Origin of the sequence: Oerskovia enterophila (genome assembly GCF_001692445.1) — a bacterium.
Lineage (GTDB): Bacteria > Actinomycetota > Actinomycetes > Actinomycetales > Cellulomonadaceae > Oerskovia > Oerskovia enterophila.
The window spans coordinates 1-22,003 of sequence record NZ_MAQA01000066.1; the positions used below are offsets into that span (position 1 = coordinate 1).

The 22,003-nt window shown below is 71.6% G+C and carries 19 protein-coding genes; 9 read left to right on the plus strand and 10 right to left on the minus strand.

The genetic code is table 11. The features are described from left to right. Positions 1-428: 428 nt before the first annotated feature. The 3 genes from OERS_RS18360 (at position 429) to OERS_RS18370 (ending at position 3,597) form a co-directional block, all read left to right on the plus strand. Complete coding sequence (locus tag OERS_RS18360; protein WP_068627510.1) at positions 429-923, plus strand: FBP domain-containing protein; 495 nt, start codon at positions 429-431, stop codon at positions 921-923. A gap of 95 nt (positions 924-1,018) precedes the next feature. Then, complete coding sequence (locus tag OERS_RS18365) at positions 1,019-1,426, plus strand: VOC family protein (RefSeq protein WP_068627511.1); 408 nt, start codon at positions 1,019-1,021, stop codon at positions 1,424-1,426. Positions 1,427-1,560: 134 nt separating this feature from the next. Then, complete coding sequence (locus OERS_RS18370; protein ID WP_068627512.1) at positions 1,561-3,597, plus strand: beta-galactosidase; 2,037 nt, start codon at positions 1,561-1,563, stop codon at positions 3,595-3,597. A gap of 262 nt (positions 3,598-3,859) precedes the next feature. On the opposite strand, the gene OERS_RS18375 is transcribed toward OERS_RS18370, so the two are convergent. Together OERS_RS18375 and OERS_RS18380 are read right to left on the minus strand one after the other, a co-directional pair. Beyond that, positions 3,860-5,200 (minus strand): glycoside hydrolase family 30 protein, encoded by a 1,341-nt coding sequence (locus tag OERS_RS18375; protein WP_068627513.1) that lies wholly within the window; start codon positions 5,198-5,200, stop codon positions 3,860-3,862. Between the two features lie 116 nt (positions 5,201-5,316). Next, entirely contained in the window at positions 5,317-6,618 is a 1,302-nt protein-coding gene (locus tag OERS_RS18380; protein ID WP_211268519.1) for an MFS transporter, read from the minus strand. A gap of 303 nt (positions 6,619-6,921) precedes the next feature. Here OERS_RS18380 and OERS_RS18385 point away from each other — a divergent pair, with 303 nt between their 5' ends. The 3 genes from OERS_RS18385 to OERS_RS18395 all read left to right on the plus strand — a co-directional run bounded on the left by OERS_RS18385 (position 6,922) and on the right by OERS_RS18395 (position 10,248). Next, positions 6,922-7,566: a TetR/AcrR family transcriptional regulator gene (locus tag OERS_RS18385; RefSeq protein ID WP_056648294.1), complete on the plus strand. Its 645-nt coding sequence runs from the start codon at positions 6,922-6,924 to the stop codon at positions 7,564-7,566. Between the two features lie 156 nt (positions 7,567-7,722). Further along, positions 7,723-9,246: a glycoside hydrolase family 43 protein gene (locus tag OERS_RS18390; RefSeq protein ID WP_068627514.1), complete on the plus strand. Its 1,524-nt coding sequence runs from the start codon at positions 7,723-7,725 to the stop codon at positions 9,244-9,246. A gap of 78 nt (positions 9,247-9,324) precedes the next feature. Further along, on the plus strand, positions 9,325-10,248 hold the full coding sequence (locus tag OERS_RS18395) for a PhzF family phenazine biosynthesis protein (protein WP_068627515.1): 924 nt from the start codon (positions 9,325-9,327) through the stop codon (positions 10,246-10,248). A 31-nt stretch (positions 10,249-10,279) separates the two neighbouring features. Here OERS_RS18395 and OERS_RS18400 read toward each other — a convergent pair whose 3' ends face one another. The 7 genes from OERS_RS18400 to OERS_RS18430 form a co-directional block, all read right to left on the minus strand. Next, complete coding sequence (locus OERS_RS18400; protein ID WP_068627516.1) at positions 10,280-11,851, minus strand: helix-turn-helix transcriptional regulator; 1,572 nt, start codon at positions 11,849-11,851, stop codon at positions 10,280-10,282. Between the two features lie 375 nt (positions 11,852-12,226). After that, positions 12,227-13,402, minus strand: coding sequence for a non-hydrolyzing UDP-N-acetylglucosamine 2-epimerase (gene wecB, locus OERS_RS18405; protein WP_068627517.1), 1,176 nt, complete (start codon positions 13,400-13,402; stop codon positions 12,227-12,229). An 88-nt stretch (positions 13,403-13,490) separates the two neighbouring features. Further along, positions 13,491-14,174: a hypothetical protein gene (locus OERS_RS18410; protein WP_068627518.1), complete on the minus strand. Its 684-nt coding sequence runs from the start codon at positions 14,172-14,174 to the stop codon at positions 13,491-13,493. 197 nt (positions 14,175-14,371) lie between these two features. Beyond that, positions 14,372-16,045: a cadherin-like domain-containing protein gene (locus tag OERS_RS18415; RefSeq protein WP_068627519.1), complete on the minus strand. Its 1,674-nt coding sequence runs from the start codon at positions 16,043-16,045 to the stop codon at positions 14,372-14,374. 71 nt (positions 16,046-16,116) lie between these two features. Beyond that, entirely contained in the window at positions 16,117-17,493 is a 1,377-nt protein-coding gene (locus OERS_RS18420; RefSeq protein WP_068627520.1) for a glycosyltransferase family 2 protein, read from the minus strand. Further along, positions 17,493-18,128 carry an archaeosortase/exosortase family protein gene (locus tag OERS_RS18425; protein ID WP_082849103.1) on the minus strand — a complete coding sequence of 212 codons (636 nt, stop codon included), beginning with the start codon at positions 18,126-18,128 and terminating at the stop codon, positions 17,493-17,495. The genes OERS_RS18420 and OERS_RS18425 overlap by 1 nt, the downstream gene beginning before the upstream one ends. A gap of 4 nt (positions 18,129-18,132) precedes the next feature. Further along, positions 18,133-18,330 (minus strand): hypothetical protein, encoded by a 198-nt coding sequence (locus tag OERS_RS18430; RefSeq protein WP_068627522.1) that lies wholly within the window; start codon positions 18,328-18,330, stop codon positions 18,133-18,135. 260 nt (positions 18,331-18,590) lie between these two features. Here OERS_RS18430 and OERS_RS21315 point away from each other — a divergent pair, with 260 nt between their 5' ends. Continuing rightward, positions 18,591-19,007 (plus strand): hypothetical protein, encoded by a 417-nt coding sequence (locus tag OERS_RS21315; RefSeq protein WP_068627523.1) that lies wholly within the window; start codon positions 18,591-18,593, stop codon positions 19,005-19,007. Between the two features lie 132 nt (positions 19,008-19,139). Further along, positions 19,140-19,730: an RNA polymerase sigma factor gene (locus OERS_RS18440; RefSeq protein WP_068627524.1), complete on the plus strand. Its 591-nt coding sequence runs from the start codon at positions 19,140-19,142 to the stop codon at positions 19,728-19,730. Positions 19,731-19,732: 2 nt separating this feature from the next. Here the strand turns inward: OERS_RS18440 and OERS_RS18445 are convergent, their stop codons facing one another. After that, positions 19,733-20,422 carry a hypothetical protein gene (locus OERS_RS18445; RefSeq protein WP_169834249.1) on the minus strand — a complete coding sequence of 230 codons (690 nt, stop codon included), beginning with the start codon at positions 20,420-20,422 and terminating at the stop codon, positions 19,733-19,735. Positions 20,423-20,695: 273 nt separating this feature from the next. On the opposite strand from OERS_RS18445, the gene OERS_RS18450 reads away from it, so the two are divergent. Further along, positions 20,696-22,003, plus strand: a 1,308-nt coding sequence (locus tag OERS_RS18450) for a sigma-70 family RNA polymerase sigma factor (RefSeq protein ID WP_139107937.1), incomplete at its 3' end; no start/stop codon positions are given.

Sequence of the window (22,003 nt, forward strand, 5' to 3'; positions counted from 1 at the left end):
ATCGGTCACCCGCCGTCGCGGTCGCCCGGCGCGACCACGACGGCGGGTGACCGATATCCCCTGGGGCGGCTCCGCCGTCGGGCGTACCATCGACGGAGAGCTGTGCCGCGGGACGAGCCCACGGCCACCTGATCTTGGAGCGCATCACGATGCAGCGAGGAAGCGGGGCGGCCGTCCTGGCCTGCTCGGGCGCGGGCCGGACGCCCGCCCAGCACGCCTGACGCCCCACGGCGCCACCCCGACGGACCGCACGGTCGCGTCGGCTGATCGGCGTACCTCGGCGGACGTCCTGTCCTCCGGTGACCTGTGCTCACCGGTCGGACCGACCCCCTCCTGCCGTCGCTCGACGCACGCCCCTGCCGACCCTGGTGGGAACAGAGCAGTGCGTCTGGCCCACGACGGCCCCTCCGCACGAGAGTGGTAGAACCATGAACCCCCTGACCGAGAAGCAGATCCGCTCGTCCTTCGTGAACGCCTCGCGCCGTGAGGCGTCCCAGCTCACGCTCCCGTCCGACCTGGCGGACCTGCGCTGGGACCGCCTCGACTACCTCGGATGGGTGGACCGCAAGGCGCCGCTGCGCGCCTACGTCGTCCTGACCGTCGACGACGCCCTGGTGGGTCTCGCGCTGCGCGCCCCTGAGGGCACGGCGTCGCGTCGCCGCGCGGTGTGCGCGTGGTGCGAGGACGTCATCGCGACCGACGACGTGTCGCTGTACGTCGTGCGCCGCGCCGGCACGGCCGGTCGCAACGGCGACACGATCGGCACCCTGATCTGCACGGAGTTCGGCTGCTCCAGGAACGTGCGCCGCAAGCCGACCATCGTCGAGGCCGGGCAGGACCCGGCCGGGCTCGTCGAGCGACGCATCGCGGGCCTGCGCGAGCGGTCCGTGAAGTTCGCGCGCGAGGTCCTGCGCGAGGTCTGACAGTGCGCGGTCATGTTTCGCGGGGCGGTGCTGGGCGTCCGGCACCGCCCCGCGGTCGCCACACCCAGGACACCGGTCGCGGCTAGGCTCCCGTCATGCTCCGCCTCGAGAACGCCACGTACCTCGTCCACGACCTCGACGACGCCATCGCCTTCTTCACGGACGCGCTCGGCTTCACGCTGCGCCAGGACGAGACCTTCGAGGGCGGGTGGCGCCGCGTCGTCGTCGGCCCGGGTGCCGGGACCGGCGCGGACGGCGAGGGCACGGGCCTGGTCCTCGCCCTCGCGACGTCCGACGACGCGCGCGCCCGCGTGGGGCGGCAGGCGGGCGACGAGGTCGCCTTCTTCCTCCGGACCGACGACTTCGCGGCCCAGCACGCGCGCATGCTCGCGCACGGGGTGCGCTTCCGCGAGGAGCCCCGCCACGAGGTCTACGGGACGGTCGCGATCTTCGAGGACCTGTACGGCACACCCTGGGACCTCATCCAGCCGCCGCACGCCTGACCTGCCGCACGGTGGGACGCCGTCGCCCGCGGTCGCCCCACGGTTTCACTACCGAGTAGATACTCGGTAGTGTCGGTCGTGGTGCCACGGCCCCCGACGACGTGGGGCACCGGCCACGCGACGAAGGGTGAGAGATGGACAAGATCTTCTACGGCACGGCCTACTACGACGAGTACCTGCCGTACGACCGCATCGCCACGGACACGACGATGATGACCGAGGCCGGGCACACCGTGATCCGCATCGCGGAGTCGACCTGGAGCACGCTCGAGCCCCAGCCCGGGGTCCTGGACTTCTCGCACGTCGACCGCGCACTCGACGCCGCGTCCCGCGCCGGGCTCGACGTGATCGTCGGCACCCCGACCTACGCCGTGCCCGCGTGGCTCGTCGCGTCCTACCCCGAGGTGCTCGCCGAGACGAGCACGGGCCGCGGGCGCTACGGCGCGCGCCAGATCATGGACATCACGCACCCCGCGTTCCGGCTGCACGCCGAGCGCATCATCCGTGCGCTCGTGGACCACACGGCGCAGCACCCCTCGGTCGTCGGCTTCCAGCTCGACAACGAGACCAAGTTCTACGACACCGCGTCGCCCGCGGTGCAGCGCTCGTTCGTCAAGCACCTGCGCACGCTGTTCGACGACGACCTCGGCGCGCTCAACGAGGCGTACGGGCTCGACTACTGGTCCAACCGCGTCGACGCGTGGGAGGACTTCCCCGACGTGCGCGGCACGGTCAACGGCTCGCTCGGCGCAGCCTTCGACCGCTACCGCCGCGGGCTGGTCGACGAGTACCTGGGCTGGCAGGCCCAGATCGTGCGCGAGTACGCGCGCGACGACCAGTTCCTCACGCAGAACTTCGACTTCGACTGGTCGCCCGGCTGGTCCTACGGCCTGCAGCCCGCGGTCGACCACTTCAGCGCGGCGCGGACGGTCGACGTGGCCGGGGTCGACATCTACCACCCCACGCAGTCGCGCCTCACGGGCAAGGAGATCGCGTTCGGCGGCGACATGACCCGCTCGATCAAGGACGGTGCGAGCTACCTCGTCCTCGAGACCCAGGCGCAGGGCCAGATGGGCTGGCTGCCCTACCCGGGCCAGCTCCGCCTCCAGGCCTACAGCCACCTCGCGTCCGGCGCGTTCGGCGTCATGTACTGGCACTGGCACTCGATCCACAACTCGTTCGAGACGTACTGGAAGGGCCTGCTCTCGCACGACCTCGAGCCCAACCCCACGTACGAGGAGTCGGGGGTCGTCGGGCGCGAGTGGGCCGAGCACGGCCAGTCGCTGCTGCACCTGCGCAAGACGAACCGCGTCGCGATCATGGTCAGCAACGAGGCCCTCACCGCGCTGCGCTGGTTCACGCTCGAGACGGGGTTCATCGACGGGGTCTTCGGCTCGTCGATCGGCTACAACGACGTGCTGCGCTGGGTCTACGACGCCCTGTTCGACCTGAACGTCGAGGTGGACTTCGTCCCGCCGCACGTCGAGGACCTCTCGCAGTACGCGATGGTCGTCACGCCGGTCCTGTACACGGCCCCCGAGTCGACCCTGGCGACGCTGCGCACGTACGTCGAGCAGGGCGGCCACCTGGTCTCGACGTTCCGCACCGCGGTCGCCGACGAGCACGTCAAGGTCTGGCACGACCGCGCGCCCCACGGGCTCACGGACGTGTTCGGCATGACCTACAACCAGTTCACGACGCCCGACGGCGCCCGCCTCGCCCCGGCGGGTCGGCTCGCCGACGCGGTCGACGGCACGCCCGAGGCCCGGACGCTGCTCGAGCTCCTGCGGCCCGAGGGGGCCGAGGTGCTCGCGACCTACGACCACCCCGCCTGGGGCGAGTACGCCGCGATCACGCGCCACCGCTTCGGCGCAGGCACCGCGACGTACCTCGGCACCATGACCGAGCCCGAGGTCCTGCGCGACGTGCTCGGCGCCCTGCTGCGCGACGCCGACCTGTGGTCGTGGCCCCAGGACCTCGCGGGTCGCGTCACGGTCCGCCGGGGCACCAACGGCCGCGGCCGGGAGCTGACGTACCTGCTCAACTACTCCGCGAGCACGGTCGAGGTCCCGTCCCCGGTCACCGCGACCTCGGTGCTCGACGGCGCCCGGGTCACCGAGGGCGACGTGCTCGCCGTCGGGCCGTGGGACCTGGTGGTCCTCGAGGGCTGACCCCGCCGCGCACGACGCCCGACGGCGAAGGCCGGTCGCCCCTCCCGCGGGAGGGGCGACCGGCCTTCGTGCTCCGCGGCCGTGCCCCGGCTTCCGCGGATGTCCGGGCGCCCGCGGGTTCCCGACGCCTGCGGAGGCCAGGGCGCTCCGCCCCGGCCGACGCACGGTCCGGTGCACCGTTGCGCAGGGGCGCGCGGCGCCGGGCACGGCTCCGCCCTCCGCCCCCGGCGGGGACGGAGGGCGGAGGGCGGAGGGTGGCCCGTCAGGCCGGGACGACGAACGTGTTGAGCGAGCGCGGCGCGAGCGTCGCGGTGAACGACCGCGACCCGTCCTCGGGGTCGGTGAACGAGAACTGCTCGGCGCGGTCGAGCGCGTTCTGCACGACCACGGCCACCGAGCCGTCCGGGTTCTCGTAGGCCGACCCCTGGGCCGCGAACCGACCCGTCGTGCCCAGCCGGACGGCGCCGGGGCGCACGCCCGCGCTGTAGTGCTTGAGCACGTAGTACTCCGGGTTCCGGGTGAACGTGCGCGTGGCCGGGTCGACCGTCACGAGCGAGTTCTGCGGCCAGCCCCACGTGCTCAGCCCGCCGGGCTCGAGCGCCATGTTCCAGTACGTGTATCCCGTCGCGCCGTGCTGCAGGTAGTGGCGCACCAGGTGGAAGACGTACTCGGCGTCCTGCCACGCGTTGTCGCCGAACCCGCACTCGGACTCGGTCTGCATGATGTCGAGCTCGGGCCACGCCTCGTGCGTGCGGGCGATCGCGTGCTGCCCGGCCCACTGGTAGCCGACGCCCGCGAGATGACGGCGGGCCTCGTCGTCGAACAGGATGTTGTCGACGAAGCGCGCGTAGTTCGTGAGCTTCTGCCCGGCGGCCGTGAACGCCATGTCCTCGGGGCCGTTGAGCGTGCCCAGGTAGATGTCGACGTCGAGCCCCGACGCCTCGACGACCGGGCCCAGGTGGTCGCGCACGAACGTGCGCAGCTGCTCCGAGCTCCACACGCACGACGGGAACTTCTGGTCCGCGAAGACCTCGTTCTGGATGTGGACCTGGTCCACGCGGATCCCCCGCGCCGCGTACTCCTCGACGAACCGCACGAAGTAGCGTGCGTACGCGTCGAGGTTCTCGGGCGTCATGACGAGCGTGCCGAAGTTGTACGCGGGCGGGTTCTTCATCCACGTGGGCGGGCTCCACGGCGAGCAGTGCAGCACCATGTCGTCCTGGTAGCGCTGCGCCTGGCGGATGTAGGGGATGACCGCCTCCTCGTCGCGCTCGACGCTGAAGTGCTCGAGCGCGAGGTCGCCGGGCACCTCGTCGTAGCTGTACCAGGACGACGCGAAGTCGTTGGCCCCGATCGCCGACCGGTTGACCCGCAGGTTGAGCTCGTCGGGGTGGAAGAGCTCGCGGTAGACCTGCTCCTGGTCCGCCTCCGAGAGCGAGGAGATCGCGCGGTACCCGAGCTCGTTGAACGTGCCGCCGAACCCGCGGATCGGTCGGCCACGCGCACCCGTCAGGGTCAGCCCGCGGTCGGCCGACGCTCCGGGGGTGGGCTCACCTCCGTCCTGCCAGCGTGCGTCGTCGGTCGAGGTCACCCAGGTGGTCACGTCGTTCTCCTCAGGGATCGGGCGGGGCGGGCCCAGCGGGCCCGAGCGGGCAGAGCAGTGGTGCGGCAGTGGTGCGGCAGTGGTGCGGCGGTAGGGCGTGGCGGGAGCGGGCAGGCTCAGCGCACGCTCTTGATGCGCGTGATGAAGAACGCGCCGAGCAGGGCCGCGACGATCGAGACCGGGAAGACGAGCGAGTAGCTGCCGGTCGCGACCACGAGCGCCGAGGTGACGAGCGGGCCGACGGTCTGCCCGGCCGTCGTCGAGAGGTTGAGGATGCCGAGGTCCTTGCCGGCCTCCTCGTCGTTCGGGAGGACGTCGACGTTGAGGGCCTGGTCCACCGAGGTGTAGACGCCGTAGCCGAACCCGGCGATGCCCGCGAACAGGAACATGCCCATGGGCGAGGGCCAGATCCACGGCATCGCGATACCCACCGCGAAGAGCACGCTCGAGACCACGACGGGCAGCTTGCGGCGCCCGATCCGGTCCGAGATCGGCCCTGCGACCACGGCGCCGAGCAGCGAGACGACGAGCAGGATGCCGGACATCGTGGCGATCGTGACGGCCGACTCCGCGACGGTCTGGCCCACGTGGTCCTGCACGATGTAGAGCTGGTAGGCCATCACCATCTGGTAGCTGACCAGCATGAACAGGCGCCCCGCGAACGCGAGGTAGAAGTCCGGGGCCTTGCGCGGCGGACGGAACGAGAGCAGCAGCTCCTTGAGCCCGCCGGCCGCGGGGGGCAGGTCCTGGGCCGAGCGCTCGCGCGGCCAGACGACGAGCGCGACGACCGCGCCGCCGATCATGAAGGCGCCACCGAGCACGAACCCGGGCACGGCGTTGGTGATGAACAGCGCGCCGACGAGCGAGCCGAGCGGGGCACCGGCCGCGAGGCCACCGCCGTAGAACGCGGACATGGTGCCGCGCAGGCTCTTGGGCACGCGGTCTGCGAGCACCGCGACCGCGGGGGCGAGCATCATGTTGAGGCCGACCATGCTCAGGCAGTAGGCCAGCGTGATGAGCCCTGCGCTGGGCAGGAAGCCGACCAGGGTCAGCGAGACGCCGCCCAGGACGGCTCCGCCGAGGATCCAGGGGGCGCGGCGGCCGAACCGGCTGCGCGTGCGGTCCGAGAGGTTGCCGAACACGAGGTTCGACACGAGCGAGACGATCGCCGTGATCGCGCTGATCGACCCGAGGAGGGTCTCGGGCGACTCGACGCCGATGTCCCGCAGACGCTGGGGCAGGAGGACGGCCGCGACGATCTGGAGGCCCACGATCCACAGGAGACCGAACGCCAGGAAGCCGGCGCCGAACCGGAGGACGCGGCCGCGCGTCAGGGGGCGCCCGGTGTCGGGAGCAAGATCCTCGGTCATGCTCTGCGCCGAGGGGTCGTCCACCGTGACGACGGGGTGTGCATCCATGTCAACCTTCTTTGGTCGAGGCAGCTCGTTCTGCCGTTGGCGCGGGGTCGGACAACTCCACGCCGAGCCGTCGATACCCGGTCGAGAACCACTACCGAGTACCTACTAGATAGAAGGGAACGTAGGACTCCCCCGGCGAGGCTGTCAACTCCCCGAGCGCCCCGAGGCGCCCCGCGGAACGGCCGTCTCCACATCGCGAGACACCCGCCGACACCGGGCTCCACGGACGGCCGGGCGCCGCACACCCCACCTCCGCGGGCCCCTGCCCTCGGCCCTGACCTGCGGGTGCGCTAGCGTCAGGGAATGCCCAGCACCACGCAGGAGACCCCTCGCCGCCGCGTCCGCCTGACCCCTGACGAGAGGCGTGCGCAGATCCTCGAGGCCGCCGCGCGGATCGTCGCCGAGAAGGGCTTCTACGGTCTGTCGCTCCAGGACGTGTGCGACGCCGTCGGGCTCTCCCAGCCCGGCCTGCTGCACTACGTGCGCAACAAGGAGGGGCTGCTCCAGCTGCTCGTCGAGCAGCGGTACGACCGCCGCTTCGACCCCGACGACTTCATCGCGACGGGAGACCCCGCCGCGACCCACCCCGACGGCGTCTCGCTCCCCGCGTACCTGCGCTACCTGGTGCGGAACAACGCGCGCACCCCCGAGCTCATCCGCCTCTACATGGTGCTCGGCGCCGAGGCCGCCTCGCCCGAGCACCCGGCCCACGAGTACTTCTCGCAGCGCCCCGACGGCGTGTGGTGGCTCTACTCGCAGACCACCTGGCGCCTGCCTCCCGAGGTCGGGCCCTGGGAGGACCAGCGCGGCCTGGTCGAGATGTGCATCGAGGCCATGGACGGGGTCCAGGTCCGGCTCTTCCGCGACCCGCCGGTCGAGCTCGAGGACCAGTGGGCCCGGTTCGAGCAGGTCCTGTTCCCCTCGCCCGTGTGGGACGACTACCGCTGAGGAGCCGCACACCAAGCGTTACCGGTCGGTAGGCTTTCGGGGTACGCTACCGAGTAACCACTCGGTAGGAATTCAGGTCGAGGTCGACCGTGGCACGTCGCCGACGACGGTCGGGCTCACGCCTGCGCCTGCTCCCCACCACCGAAGGACCGCTCCGTGCGCAATCCCCTGATCCCTGGCTTCCACCCCGACCCCAGCGTGTGCCGCGTGGGCGACGAGTACTTCATCGCGACGTCCACGTTCGAGTACCTCCCGGGCATCCCGATCTTCCGGTCCACCGACCTCGAGCACGTCGAGCTCCTGACCCACGTCGCGGTGCGCGACGGCCAGCTCGGCACGACCGGCGTGCCGACCGGCGGAGGCACCTGGGCCCCCACGATCCGGCACCACGACGGCAGGTTCTACCTGGTCGTGCCGGACATGATGGGCACGGGACGGGGCAACGTCCTCTTCACGGCCGACGACCCGGCCGGCCCGTGGTCCGACGGGGTCGTCATGGACGTGTTCGGCATCGACCCCGACATCGCCTGGGACGACGAGGGCGCGTGCTACATCACCATGTCGGGCCTCGGGTTCGAGGAGGACGGCACGGCGGTCCACCTCGGCATCACCCAGGTCCGGCTCGACACCGAGACAGGGGCCGCGCTGAGCGAGCCGCGCCCGCTGTGGTCGGGCACGGGCGGCATGTTCCCCGAGGCGCCGCACCTCTACCAGGTGGGCGACCACTGGTACCTCATGATCGCCGAGGGCGGCACCGAGCGAGGGCACGCCGTGACGATCGCGCGCGGCCCGTCGCCCGAGGGGCCGTTCGAGGGGTGCCCGCACAACCCGCTCGTCACGGCGCGCGGTTCCGACCGCCCCGTGCAGAACACGGGCCACGGCGACCTGGTCCAGCTTCCCGACGGTTCGTGGGCCATGATGCTGCTGGGCACGCGCCCGCGCTCCATGACGCGAGCGTTCGCCCCCATGGGCCGCGAGACCTTCATCACGCCCGTGACCTGGGACGACGAGGGGTGGCCGCACGCCGAGCCCGTGGTGCTCGACGAGCGTCACGAGCCGGTCGAGCACACGGTCACCTTCCCGTCCGACGCGCCGTCGTCGCTCGACGGGTTCGACGGCGAGGTCGTCGCCGTGCGCGCCTTCCCCCGGGACGTCGCCGACCTCGAGGCCCGCCCGGGGTGGGCCCGGCTGCGCGGCACGGGTCAGGGCATGGAGGCGACCCACCCGACCTTCCTGGGGATCCGGCAGGTCACCGAGGCCTGCACCGTGACCACGACCGTCGACGTCTCCGAGGGCGCGGGCGGCCTGTCGATGCGCTACGACGAGAGCTCGCACCTCGACCTCGAGGCGACGACCGACGTCGTGACCCTGACGATGACGGCCCGCGGCCTCGCCCAGTCCTGGAGCCGTGAGCGCACCAGCCCCGACGAGCCGGCACGCCTGCGCATCGTCGCGGACCCGCCGCTCGTCGGCAAGGCCGTGCTGGGCGCCTCGTGCGACCGCCTGCGCGGCGAGGTCTGGGAGGACGGCGGGTGGGTCGAGGTCGGCGGGGTCGACGGCGCGTTCCTCTCCTCGGACTTCTGCGAGTCGTTCACCGGTCGGGTCGTGGGCCCGTACGCCCGCGAGGGCGTCGTCGACGTCGCCGAGATCGCGTACAGCGGTCAGGACGTCGTGCGCTGAGCCGGACGGCACCCGAGCGCCGGGTCGGCCCGTGCCGACCCGGCGCGCCGGCGGGGTCCCGGCGGTAGCGTCGGACGCATGACCACTCCACCCCGGAACCGCCCGTTCTCGCAGGTCGACGTCTTCACGACGACCCCCTACCGGGGCAACCCGGTCGCGGTGGTGCGTGACGCCGTCGGGCTGGAGGACGACCAGATGGCCGCGTTCGCCCGCTGGACCAACCTCTCCGAGACCACGTTCCTGCTCCCCCCGTCCGCCGAGGGCGCGGCCGCGGGAGCCGACTACCGCCTGCGCATCTTCACGCCCGCGGGCGAGCTCCCGTTCGCGGGGCACCCGACGCTCGGCTCGTGCCACGCGTGGCTCGCAGCGGGCGGGACGCCGCGCGAGCCGGGGGTCGTGGTCCAGGAGTGCGGGATCGGCCTGGTGCCGCTGCGACGCGACGCGTCGTCCGCCCCGCCCGACGGCGGAGCCGCCCCGGGTGGTCGGCTCGCCTTCGCGGCGCCCGGCCTCCTCACGGACGAGCCCATCGACCTCTCGACCCTCGCCGCGATCACGCGCGCGCTCGGTCTCGAGGCGCGCGACGTCGTCGACCACCGGTTCCTCGACAACGGGCCCGGGTGGCGCGTGCTCCTGCTCGGCTCGGCCGAGAAGGTCCTCGCGCTCGACCCCGACTTCACGGGGCTGGGCGACCTGGCGATCGGCGTCGTCGGGCCGTACGCCGCGCTCGGCGACGGGCGCTACGACGGACCCGACGGTGCGGCGGTCGAGGTGCGCGGCTACGCGCTCGACATGGGCATCCCCGAGGACCCGGTCACGGGCAGCCTCAATGCGGTCGTCGGGCAGTGGCTCATGCCCGACGGGCTGCTCCCGCAGGCGTACGTCGCGAGCCAGGGGACGGCGCTCGGGCGGGCCGGGCGCGTGCACGTGACGCGCGACGACTCGCAGACGGTGTGGGTCGGTGGCGACGCCGTGACGTGCATCGAGGGGACCGTGCTGCTCTGAGCCCGGTCGCGCTCCCGCCGCGGTGCCGCGGCTAGACGAGTCCCTTGTGCAGAGCTGCGATCACGGCGTCCCTCTTCGTCCGCACCTCGAGTTTGCGGTAGATGCTCTTGATCTGAGTCTTGATCGTGTTCGGTGAGACGAAGAGGCGACTGGCCAGCAGAGGGAGGTCAGCTCCCGCGACCAGCCCTTGCAGGACGACCAGCTCGCGTTCCGACAGGTCGACGACTCGAACGACATTCGGGAGAACGTCCGGCACGTGCTGATCACCGTGGATCAGCTCGGCGCTCTGGAGGTCACCTGCAGAGCGGAGGAGCTCCGCGACCGCAAGACGGTCGTCACGATGAACGAGCATCAGCGGGAGGCGCGTGCCCGACGTCCTCAGGGTGATGGCAGCATCTTGGGCGGTCGCGACCGCCATCGCACCGAGGTCCGAGCGCGCCGCGGCGGCCGCGAGCAACAAGAGACGCTCCGCCCGATGGCGGGCCCCCGCGACGGCCACCCCCTGCGTGCCTGCAAGGATCATCAGCGCACCGTCATGATCGTGCTGAGCCAAGGCGGCCCGCGCCACGGCGACGCGAACATCGAGGTCGTCCCGCGACAGCTTGCGGACAGCAGAGAGCGCACGTTCGCCCTGGCCCGCGGCAAGTGCGAGCGTCGACCGCGCCACTGCCAACCGGCTGCGCCAGTACGCCGTCGTCGGCGCCCTCTCGCCCCGGGCGATCGTCTGAGCAAGTCGCGACTCCCCGAGCGCAGGGGTGCCGGATCCCAGGTCGACATACACCTGGGCGAGCGCGAACAGCGGCCAGAGCTCGTTGGTCCTGAGCTCCTCGGCCACGTCGTCGAGGACCGTCTGTGCAGCGGCAAGATCGAACCGCTCCACCGCGTCCCATGCGCGACTGGAGTGGAACAACGCGTCGATGTACGGTCCGTGGACGATGGGCGGCCAGGACCGCTCCTGCTCGGCGGCGACGTGTCGCGCAGAAGAGAGCATCTCGCCGTTGGTCGCATGGAGGCCGGCGAGGAGACCCAGGGTGAGCCTTGCACCTCCGGCTCGCCCTTGAGCGGCCAGGACGTCGTTCAAGGTCGCCTTCGCCTCGACGAGGTCGCCACCGACGAAGAAGGACGTGCCGACCTGCTGAGCCAGGTCGAAACGCAGCAGGTCGATCATCTCGCTGTCTCCCGCGCGGACCGTCGCCAGCAGCTCGCGAGCGCGCTTGGCCGCTGCACGCGCAGCCGTCCCCTGACCCATCACGCGGAAGGCGACGCTCTCGAGAGTGCTGAGGATCAACCGTTCGCCGACGCCGCTTCCGGGGTATCGCAGGGCGAGAGCCGCCACGGCCGTCCCGAACAGCTCGACGGCTCGCACGCGCCGGGTGGTCGTGGTGTTGTAGGCGAGGGCGAGGATGATCGCCAGGTAGGGATGCTCTCGGAGCTGGCGGTGGTCAAGCTCCTCGAGCACGACGATCGTGCCCTCGACGTCCGTGGCGCACAGTATGTACCAGTACTTCACCGCCACCCGGGATGCGAAGTCGACATCTCCGGCGCGGATCGCGCACCGGATCGCAGCGTGCGCATCGCCTGCAGCGAAAGCCTGCTCCGCCATCGACCGCGGTGGCACCGCCGCACCGACTCCATGCCCGCTCCCGGAGTCCTGCCTCGTGTCCTGCACCGTGGCGACGCTGTGAGCGACCGTGACGACTCCCCCGCCCAGCGCCGCTTCACCGGCCTCGGCAGCGGGACCTCGGCCAGCTGCGACGACTTCACGGCCCGGCCGCACATGGCGCGCAACCTCGTCGTCTCGGCGAACCCGTCCAGGCATTCCATCTCCTCCACCGTCAGCACGGCGGCGCCCCCTTCGCCCCTCCTGTTCACCACGGTTCCGTCGCGGCCCACCGAGCGAGCGTATGTCGACCACGTTTCCCGCTACCGCTACGGCACCCGGCTCCGGTGGGTGAAATGTCATGAATGCTCCGGCACCTCAGGACGCTCTGACGAGGTCGAGCGGCGTCACGCCCGACTCAGCGCCTTGTCTGGTCGACGCCTCGACCGCGGCGATGATCCTGGCCGCCGCCCTCCCATCACCGAACGGATTGGGGGCCGACGCCATCGCGGCATGTCGTGACTCATCGGTCAGGAGGGCTCGCACGGTCCTGACGATCTTGTCCTGGTCGGTCCCCACGAGCACGGCCGCACCCGCCGCGACGGCCTCCGGGCGCTCGGTCGTCTCCCGGGTCACGACCACGGGCACGTCGAGCGCGGGCGCCTCCTCCTGGATGCCCCCGGAATCCGTGACGACGACCGTCGCGTGCGCGAGGAGATGGCAGAAGGGCGCATATCCGAGCGGCTCGATCATCCGCACGTTGGGCAGCTCTCGCAGGACCGGGACCAGGACCTCACGGACCAGAGGGTTGCGATGGAGGGGGACGACCACCAGGACGTCCGGCTGCGAGACGGCGACCCTCGCGACGGCAGCACCGATCTCGCCGAGGCCCGCACCCCAGGATTCCCGGCGGTGCGCGGTCACCACCACGATGCGCCGCCCTGAGGAGATCGCCGCGTCGACCAGGCGGTCGCCCGTCGCGCGGCGGAGAGTGGCCGTGTGGAGCAGCGCATCGATCACGGTGTTGCCCGTGACCGTGACCCGCTCCCGAGGGACACCCTCTGCGTAGAGGTTGCGCGCTGCGGTCGAGGTGGGGGCACAGTGCACGGCCGCGAGCACGCCGACGAGCTTCCGGTTTCCCTCCTCAGGGAACGGGGAGTAGAGGTCGCCCGTCCTGAGCCCTGCCTCGACGTGCACCACCGGCGTCTGCCGGTAGTAGGCCGCGAGAGCACCAGCGAAGGCGGAGGTCGTGTCACCCTGCACGATCACGGCGTCGACGGGGTGTGTGGCCAGGAACGCGGAGTAGCCCGAGACCGCAGCGGCGGTCATGGCCTCGAGCCCCTGCCCGTGGCGGAAGATGTCGAGATCGTGATCCGGGACGATGCCGAACAGCTCGTTCACCTGATCGAGCATCTCTCGGTGCTGCCCCGAGGTGACGATCACCGGGCGCAGGGTCTCGCTGGCCTGCAACGCCTTGATCACCGGCGCCATCTTCACCGCCTCTGGGCGGGTCCCGTACAGCACAGCCACCGGTCGCTTCCGTGAGCGTGACATCACTTCACCCTTCTCCGCGGGCCCTCGGGACGGAGCCTTCGAGAAGATGGACGAGGACGGTTCCCGCGAGTGACGGGTGAAGATCTGGTCAGCTGTCCAGGGTCGCCGTCCGCGCCGGACCGTCGCTCACGACCTGTCGCGCGACCCTCGTGAGGTACGCCGCCGCCACGACGGTCTTGGAGATCCTGTGGGGGACCGAAGGATCGAGAGCTGTCCACACCATCTGACGCGCGAGCGCACTCTCGAGCGGGTCCAGCTCGTCGGCGAGCACCTCGACGTCTCGCATCGCACGCACGAGAAGCCGCATCGAGGTGAGCCGCGGGTCCTCACGGCTCCCAACCCCCCGAAGCGGTTCGGGAACGAGGTGCTCACCGCGCAGCTCGACCGCGTTGCCGAGCGTCAGCCTCGCGCTGCGGCTGAGCCTGGGCCCGCACCATCCGTCGACTCCCCACGAGACGACGATCGACAGGCCCAGCAGCAGTGCCGGCGCTGCCAGCGCGACTCCCCACCACGGCGCGGACAGCAGACCGACCAGGAGGCTCAGCCCTGCCAGGAGAACGGTCACGACCTCGCATGCTCGGCGTCGAGCTCTCGAGGCACGCCACAGGACGAAGTCCTGCACCGCGGCCAGCTCTGCTGCGGTGAGCGTGGAGGGGAGGATCGTGTCGACCCGGCCCCTGGAGCCCGGCGGGCGCCCGTCGGATCCGCGATCGAGCCGGGTGAATCCCCAGATCGTCGGGACGAGGTCCCTGGCCGTCCGGTCCGTCTTCATGGTCTGCTCCTGACTCTCGACTGTGCCGATACCTGACAGACGGATCGACCGGCCACGAGTGACGGACCACGCGCGAGAGGTGCGGATCCGTCGTGGATCCGCACCTCTCGTCGCCGGCCGTCGTCGGCCGTCGCCGGCCGGGCGGGCAGACGGCCCGCCGGTCAGCGGGCCCGCTCCTCATCTCTGACGCGTGTCGCTCAAGCCGTGAGTCTGCGACGCAGGCCGAACGTGACCAGGCCCGCGAGGGCCGCGACACCAGCGATGCCCGGAGCCACGAGCGGGATACCGTCGTCCTCCTCGGCGATCGTCACGTCCACCGTCGCGGTCGAGGAGTTCCCCTCCGCGTCGGTGACCGTGTAGGTGAACGAGTCGATCCCGAAGAACCCAGGCTCGGGGGTGTACGTGATCGTGTTGTCCGCGTTGACGACGACCGCACCGTGGAACGGCCCGGTCTGCCCTGCTGTGACCGTCACGCTCTCGACATCGGTGTCGTTCGCCAGCACGTCGATCGTGACCGGCACGTCCTGCGTCGTTGCCACCACGTCGTCCACCGCACCGGGAAGCGCCGGCTCGACGGGGCAGTCCTCGCCGGTCGCGGAGTACTCGTCCAGTGTGATCGACGCCGACGAGACAGGGGTACCGGTCCCCGAACCGCTCAGCACACCCTCACGGGAGCTCACCACCGCGGGCACGGTGACGCTCTCACCGCATGCGGGAAGCGGCGGCACGTCGGAGGTCAGCCTGAACTCCACGAACCCTTGCCCTCGTGCAGGGTCGGACAGGTCGAGCACCAGCAGGCCGCGCTCGTTCGGTGAGGCCGGGTAGTTCGCCTGGCCGCTTCCGCACACCAGCGCACTGTCTCTGGTGTTCGAAGCATTGGTGCCGGCCGAACGGAAGGCGTTGTTCGTGGTGGGTACCCAGCTCGTGATCGTGTTGACGATGCCCGAGTCGTACCAGCCGCACTGGTGCAGGTTCAGGTAGCGGCTACCGACGAGATCGAGAGCCACGATGCCCCGCTCGTTCTGGACGGCCGGATGACGTGCGTCTCCAGTACCGCAGCTGAGCGTGACATCGGCCGAGTTGGACGAGTTCGTCCCGGCGGATCGGGCGCTCATCGCTGTCGTCGGGACCAGGCTGGTGATCGTGTTCCGGTCAGCAGCGTTGAACCACGCGCACTGGTGCAGGTTGAGGTACTTGTTTCCGAGCAGATCGATCGACGTGATCCCGCGCTCGTTGCCCATGCCGGGGTAGTTCGCCGATCCGGTGGCGCAGTTGAGAGTCGTGTCGCGCGTCGACGAGACGTTGGTGGCCGCCGCACGGTCGGCAGAACCGGTCGTCGGCACGAGACTGGTGATCGTGTTCACCCTGTCGCTGCGATACCACGCGCACTGCTCGAGGTTGAGGTAGCGCTTGACGCCGTTGCGGAGCACGCCGGACTGCGAGGTGTTGGGCTCGCCGTTGAAACCGGCCGAGGGCGAGACCGTGAGCGTGCCGCCGGACCACACCGAGTCCGCGACCGCGGCCGCCTTGGTCTCGGCCCCGACCGCCCCGGTCGCCACGTTCGAGCCCGGCGCGAGGACGTTGCGCGTCGAACCCGCCACGTAGGTGAACCCGTCGGGAATCGCGGTGGTCAGCGAAGTACCCGACAGCGTCCCGTCCGAGCTGTTGTCGTAGAACAGGCGAGCGGTCACCGTGTCGCCGCGGTTCGCGCTCGCGTCAGCGGTCCAGGGACCACCGTTGACCGAGTACAGCAGGTTCGACGCCGTACCGGTCCCCGTCGCGGGAGCGGCCGAGGCCACCGAACCGCCCGAGACGACCAGCGCCGCGCTCAGGCCCAGGACGGCCAGTGAGCTGAGAGATCTCTTGAACATGTCGTTTCCTCATCGTCGCGGCCCCGCGGGGCCGAAGAAGGGTGAAGAGCGTGCGGGTCCCCCGGGACCCGTCAGACGGACACCTCCTGTTCCTGACGGGCCGGCCCACGCGGGCCGATGGTCGACGGCGCGGCGGGAGCGGCGCCGTCGGGCACCTTCTCCCGGACGCGCGCGGTCTTGTCCCAGCTCGTCTGCCCGCGCAGGATGCGCAAGAGCGCACGCCACACGCAGGTGAACGAGAGGTAGTTCATGACGACGAACGAGTTGCCCATGAGCAGGCACTTCCACAGGCTCCAGCGGCGGTCGCGCCGCCAGTAGATCCAGCCCGTGATCAAGGCCGGGGCGAACGCCAGCAGATACCAGACCACTCCCACGATCACGAGCGCGACGGCCTGGTCGGTGAACGCGAAGACGGCCTCGTGGTTGAGCGCGACCATGACCAGGCAGTAGTGGAAGAAGAAGGACCACGGCAGGTCGAGGATCCATGGCACCAGGCAGTACGCCGAGAGCTCGAGCGCCTTGGCGTTCGACAGCTCGGGCGAGCGCCAGATCTCCGGCAGACGGGTGATCGCCATCATGTGGCCCTGGTACCAGCGGGTCCGCTGCTTCACGAGCAGCCCCAGCTTCTCGACGGCCTGCTGGTCCACCGAGGCGTCGGGCGTCGTGGTGAGCTCCCACCCCTTCATCGCGAGCGTGATCGCGAGGTCGAGGTCCTCGGTGAGCGACGCGGACCACGGCTTGGGACCCGCGTCGTCGAGCGCCGAGAGCCGCGCGAACTGGCCGTTGCCCCCCAGGCTCACGGTGCCTGTGCCAAGTCGGCCGAACTGCGTGACGGCCGCGATGCCCCAGAACTGGTAGTCCTGGTAGCGCGTGAGGAACGCGTGCCGGTTGCGGATCCGCACCTGCAGCTGCGCACCGCCGACGGTCGGGTCCTCGAAGAGCGGCAGGACCGCCTCGAGCGCCCCGTCCGACAACCGCCCGTCGGCGTCCATGACGCAGACGACGACGTCGTCGGGGTCCTCGCCCCGCTCGGCCACGAGGTCGCGGATGCGTGCGATGCCCGCGTTGAGCGCCTCACCCTTGCCCTTGCGGGCGTCCGGGGCGACCCTGCGCAGGATCTCGACCCGGTCACCGCCCGCGGCCTCGGCCCGGGCGGCCGTCTCGTCGTCCGACCCGTCGTCGATCACGAGCGTCGTCGCGCCCTCGAGCCGCGTGAGGCCGGCCACGGTGAGGCCGATGACCTCCTCCTCGTTGAGGCACGGGACCATGAAGTAGACCCGGAGGGTCGGGTGCGCCGGCGAGGCCTCCTGCCCGTAGGTCGTGTCCCCCTGGACGCCCAGGCGGGTACGACGCCTGCGCAGGTGGGTCAGCCCCGAGCCCATGAGCATCACGAAGTAGACCATCGAGAGGCAGATGACGATGCTCGCCAGGACGTTGAGCGCCTGCATCAGCTCTCACCGCCCGGACGGCCCTCGGCGCGCTCACGACGAGCCCCGGACGTCTGCCGTGCCCGCCCGCCCCTGCGCCCGAAGAACCCGAGCCGGAAGAAGAGCACGAGGCACCCGGTCAGGGCGACGAGCATGACGACGCTCCCGGCCGTGTGGTGGGCCCAGCGGAACCCCTCGTCGCCCCACCGGATCGAGGCGAGCGCGATCGCTGCGCACCGGCCCAGGTTGACCGCCACGAGGAATCCCGTCGCCGCAGCGACGGCTGCCAGGACCCGCCAGGTGCTCGCACGGCGCGAGGCCAGGACCACGGCGCCGAGCACGAGGATCGGCAGGACGAAGAAGAGCGACGTGCACTCGGCCGTCACGACGAGCCCTCGCCACGAGAAGTCGTCGCCGGCGACACGCTGGTAGAAGAAGACGGGCCGGTCCGGGCTCGTGCGGCTCTCGAGCGCGAATAAGGTGCGGAGCACCCACGACGCTCCGCGCGCCTCGGCCATGCGGTAGGGCAGCGCCTGGGACGCCAGGTACGCCGCGCCGCCCAGCAAGGACGACGCCAAAGCCCAGCGCACGGCGCTCGCGCCGAGCCGGGGCACCGACCAGGCCCTCCCAGGGGCTCCTTGAACGAGGGAGCTCATCGGGTCAGTCGCCGCTCGACGAGGACCGCTCGGCCGCCGCGAGGCGCCGCAGGCGAGACGTCCGCAGGAGCAGGAGGCCGCTGACCACGAGCACGACGGCCGCAGCCACGTAGGCGAACGTCGTCGCCCCGGTGACCGCCAGCATGCCGGCCCCGGTGGCACCGGTCCCGATCCCCGTGACGATCCCTGGTGAGTTGTACATGGTCGAACCTCCTCAGCGCGATGTCACGCCATCTGTGATGAGTGCCACGTCCGTGGCCGTTCGAGGGCATAGACGGCGTCGGTCGACGAGTGACTACGGGTGAAAGGTCGATCGGGCGACGGCCCGCACGTCAGGGCAGCCCGACAGGCCCGGCACGTCGCCCTTCACCCGTCACGGCCGTGCGAGGGACGCGTCTGGACCGGGACGGGAGCACGCCACCGTCGAGAACCCGAACGCCACCCGCACAGAGGAGCAGCACGATGCCGACGACCACCGACGAGCAGCCCCCGGGGCAGCTGCCCTCCGCGCCCCGCGCACCACGCGAGGTGGGATGGACGTGGGGCTCGGGCCCGCGGCCGGCGCAGGAACCCCTGGTCGAGGTCTTCTCCTGGATCCGCTCGACGCTCCCGCCCTGGGACGACGGGGCCCCGACACCTGCGGCCGAGCGCCCGGACGTCCGGCCCCGAGCGAGCCTGACGAGCACCCTGTGCGCCGCGGGAGTCCACGGCATGGTCGCCTGTCGTGCGGCCGGGCGGCGGGCGGTCCTCGGTGCCCGACGGCGGATCGCCCGTCTCGCATCGGACCATCCCCTCGCTGCGGATCGCCTCCAGCGCGCGCTCGCCGGGGCGCTCCTCGTCGCGGGCGCGGCCCTCGTCTGGGCCCTGTCGACGAGGTAGGGACGGGATCACCCTCGCGATCACCCTCCGGGCGCCGACACGATCCCGCCCCTCGACGAACCACCTCGTACCGGCCCGAGCGGGCCGTGCTGCCGGGACGTCGTCGTCCGGGCACGAGCCGAGGGGATCACCATGGACCTGACCCGCCTGACGACCGATGCCGAGCTCTTCGACGCCGCGCGCTCGCACGACTCGCGCGCCGTGGACGAGCTGTGGCGGCGACACCACCCGTACGCACGGAGCATGGCGCGCCGCTACACCTCGTCGACCGGCGACGCCGAGGACCTCGCGTCCGAGGCGTTCTGCAAGATCCTCGCGCTCCTCCGGGACGGTCGTGGGCCGCTCGACCACGCCAGGACCTACATCGCCCGGACGGTCCGCAACCTCGCCACGGACGCGTCACGGAGGCGGACCGTCCACCTGGTCTCGATCGAGGCGGCCTACGACGTCTCGTCGCCCGACGACCCCGCACGGGAGACCCTGGCCGCGCTCGAGCTGACCGAGGCGTTCGAGGTCCTGCGCCAGTGCTCCGCGCGTCAGCGCCTCGCGCTGTGGAGGACGGCCTGCGAGGGGGTCGACCTCCAGGAGGTCGCCGACGAGCTCGGCATCTCGCGCAACGCGGTCGCCGCCCTCCTGGTCCGGGCACGCGAGCAGATCCGACGTCGGCTCGCCGCGACCGCGGAGGCGACCACCGGACGCTCGCCTCACCGGGCAGCCGCGTGAGGTCAGGGACCGACGATCAGCTGAAGGCTCGTCAGGACGTCCTGCCGCGACCCGGTGGGAACGGGGAACCAGGTGAATCGCCCGGGAAGCCGGGACGGGACCTCGCCCTGCCCCCACCAGCTCGTCAGGACCTCCCGGCAGCGCTCGACGCCCGGGACGTCCGACGCGGTGACGGGATCCGCGGCGCACCGCACGAGCACCACCGCGCGTCCCCGCAGGATCGCCGACGGCACGTCGTCGCCGAACGCCCGCCTGACAGCGGCCCCGAGCAGGATGTCCCGCTCCCACGTGGCGGGTCGGCTCGCCTCCCCGGGCCGGACGTCGATGACCAGCACGACCGTGACCCCGCCCTCCTGCCGCTCCCATGCCCGGCCCGTGGCGACGTCCGCCAGCCGGAGAGCGAGGTGCTCGACCGTCGAGAGGCCGCTCCCGGCCTCGATGGCGGTGGCGCGCGCCTCCCCGCTGTCGGTCACGGCGACCCACCCGTCGGCGAGCGCCGCGAGCGCCCTGACCGCGACGGGGATGCCGTACGCCTCGTACAGGTACGCGAGATCGACGATCGCCTCGACGATCCCGACCCCGGCGCGTGCGCGCGACGCGCCGAGCGCGCGGGCGGGGGTCGACGCGTCGGCCCCGCGCACGACGGCCGATGCCACCGTGACGACGGCCTGGACCCCCCAGTCCTGCGGCACACGCCACCCCCCGGCACCGCTGAGCTGCCGCCAGCTCTCGCAGAGCTCGCGCAACGGGTCCTCGGGTGCTTTCCACACACCTGTCCAGACGTCGTGAGGACAGGTCCATGACGCCGACACCCGCATGGCGAGAGCCACAGGGAGGACATTCACCCTCGTGATCACCCGTCCTTCTCCGGCCCGCTCGACGGGTGCCCGCGCAGTATCGGACACAGGCCCCAGGAACCGACGACGGCCGGGACCCCCTCGCGCACCACATCGAAGGAGCACACAGTGACCGTCTCCCAGCACGCCCTCTCGCCCTGGACGACGGACGTTCCCGACCGGGTCCTCGTGATCGCTGTCCGCGAGGGAAACTCGCCGGCGTTCGCGACGCTGTACGAGCGTCACCGCCACGCCGTGACAGCGGTCGCGCGCCGGCACTGCCCTGCGGGGGCGGCGGCCGAGGACATCGCGGCCGAGGCGTTCGCGTCGCTGCTGGAGAAGCTGCGGCACGGCCTGGGACCCGACGAGCACGTCCGCGCCTACCTCACGACCACGGTCCGCAACCTCGCGGCGCGCAGCACGATCAGCGCCCGGCGTGAGCGCCCGGTCGGCGACGACGAGTCGCTCGACTCGACGCACACCGACGTCGACCTCGTCCTGGCCGGGGACGAGTCGAGCAGGATGCGGGAGGCGTTCGCCCGTCTGCCCGAGCGATGGCGGCTCGCACTGTGGCGGTGCGACGTCGAGGGCCTCTCCCCAGCGCAGGTGAGCTTCGAGCTGGGGCTCAGCCCGAACGCCGTCTCCTCGCTCGTGCGACGGGCCCGCGAGGGACTGCGCCAGCACTACCTCCAGGCCCACCTGCGTCACGCCGCGCCCTCGTGCGAGCTCTTCGCGCGTGCGCTCGGTGCGTTCGCCCGCGGTGGGCTGCCGGAGGGCGAACGGGCCAGGATCCTGGTGCACCTCGAGGGGTGCACGCCCTGCACGACGCTCGCCGAGGACCTGGCCGACATGAGCAGCCGCATGAGGATCGCGATGCCTCCTCTGGGCCTGGCGGCGGCGGCTCTCGCACCCGCCGACCCGTCGAGGTTGCCTTCCGGGCGGGCCACCCGCGGGTGGTCCGGTCCTTCGGGGGTCGACCTCGCCCGAGCCGCCGCCCGGGTCGGGCGGCTCGCTGCGGGTGGGGGCGGGCGGTCCGTGCGAGCCGCTCTCCGGCTCCTGCGACGGTTCTCGGTCGTGCAGGTGTGCGTCGCTGTCGCCGCGACCGTCCTGCTCGCCGGGGCGCTCGTCGCATGGGCCGCTGCGCGGACCGAACCGGCCGTCGACGACTCGTCCGCCGCCCAGGTGCCGGGCGGTGCGACCGGTCCTGGCGTGCTCTCGAGCGCGCCTGGCTCCTCGCACGAGCCCGGCGGCACCGAGCATCGTCCGGGCACCACCGATCCGGAATCCCCCATGGACGAAGAGGTCGGTACCCCGCCTTCCCCGGGACCGCCGCCCGTCAGCCCCGGATCTTCTCTCGACATCACGCCGGTGGGCGACCTGGTGCCGGGCGACGCCGACGGGATGGCGGGGACCCCCGCCCCGCCCGTGGTCCGGCCC

What these genes read in the sequence shown, in the direction of transcription:
- OERS_RS18420 (WP_068627520.1), bottom strand. Translation starts at nt 17,493, where the DNA reads ATGCAGGCGCTCAACGTCCTGGCGAGCATCGTCATCTGCCTCTCGATG.
- wecB (WP_068627517.1), bottom strand. Translation starts at nt 13,402, where the DNA reads ATGTCACGCTCACGGAAGCGACCGGTGGCTGTGCTGTACGGGACCCGC.
- OERS_RS18440 (WP_068627524.1), top strand. Translation starts at nt 19,140, where the DNA reads ATGGACCTGACCCGCCTGACGACCGATGCCGAGCTCTTCGACGCCGCG.
- OERS_RS18430 (WP_068627522.1), bottom strand. Translation starts at nt 18,330, where the DNA reads ATGTACAACTCACCAGGGATCGTCACGGGGATCGGGACCGGTGCCACC.
- OERS_RS18370 (WP_068627512.1), top strand. Translation starts at nt 1,561, where the DNA reads ATGGACAAGATCTTCTACGGCACGGCCTACTACGACGAGTACCTGCCG.
- OERS_RS18385 (WP_056648294.1), top strand. Translation starts at nt 6,922, where the DNA reads ATGCCCAGCACCACGCAGGAGACCCCTCGCCGCCGCGTCCGCCTGACC.
- OERS_RS18400 (WP_068627516.1), bottom strand. Translation starts at nt 11,851, where the DNA reads ATGGCGGAGCAGGCTTTCGCTGCAGGCGATGCGCACGCTGCGATCCGG.
- OERS_RS18365 (WP_068627511.1), top strand. Translation starts at nt 1,019, where the DNA reads ATGCTCCGCCTCGAGAACGCCACGTACCTCGTCCACGACCTCGACGAC.
- OERS_RS18425 (WP_082849103.1), bottom strand. Translation starts at nt 18,128, where the DNA reads ATGAGCTCCCTCGTTCAAGGAGCCCCTGGGAGGGCCTGGTCGGTGCCC.
- OERS_RS18360 (WP_068627510.1), top strand. Translation starts at nt 429, where the DNA reads ATGAACCCCCTGACCGAGAAGCAGATCCGCTCGTCCTTCGTGAACGCC.
- OERS_RS18410 (WP_068627518.1), bottom strand. Translation starts at nt 14,174, where the DNA reads ATGAAGACGGACCGGACGGCCAGGGACCTCGTCCCGACGATCTGGGGA.
- OERS_RS18380 (WP_211268519.1), bottom strand. Translation starts at nt 6,618, where the DNA reads ATGGATGCACACCCCGTCGTCACGGTGGACGACCCCTCGGCGCAGAGC.
- OERS_RS18415 (WP_068627519.1), bottom strand. Translation starts at nt 16,045, where the DNA reads ATGTTCAAGAGATCTCTCAGCTCACTGGCCGTCCTGGGCCTGAGCGCG.
- OERS_RS18395 (WP_068627515.1), top strand. Translation starts at nt 9,325, where the DNA reads ATGACCACTCCACCCCGGAACCGCCCGTTCTCGCAGGTCGACGTCTTC.
- OERS_RS21315 (WP_068627523.1), top strand. Translation starts at nt 18,591, where the DNA reads ATGCCGACGACCACCGACGAGCAGCCCCCGGGGCAGCTGCCCTCCGCG.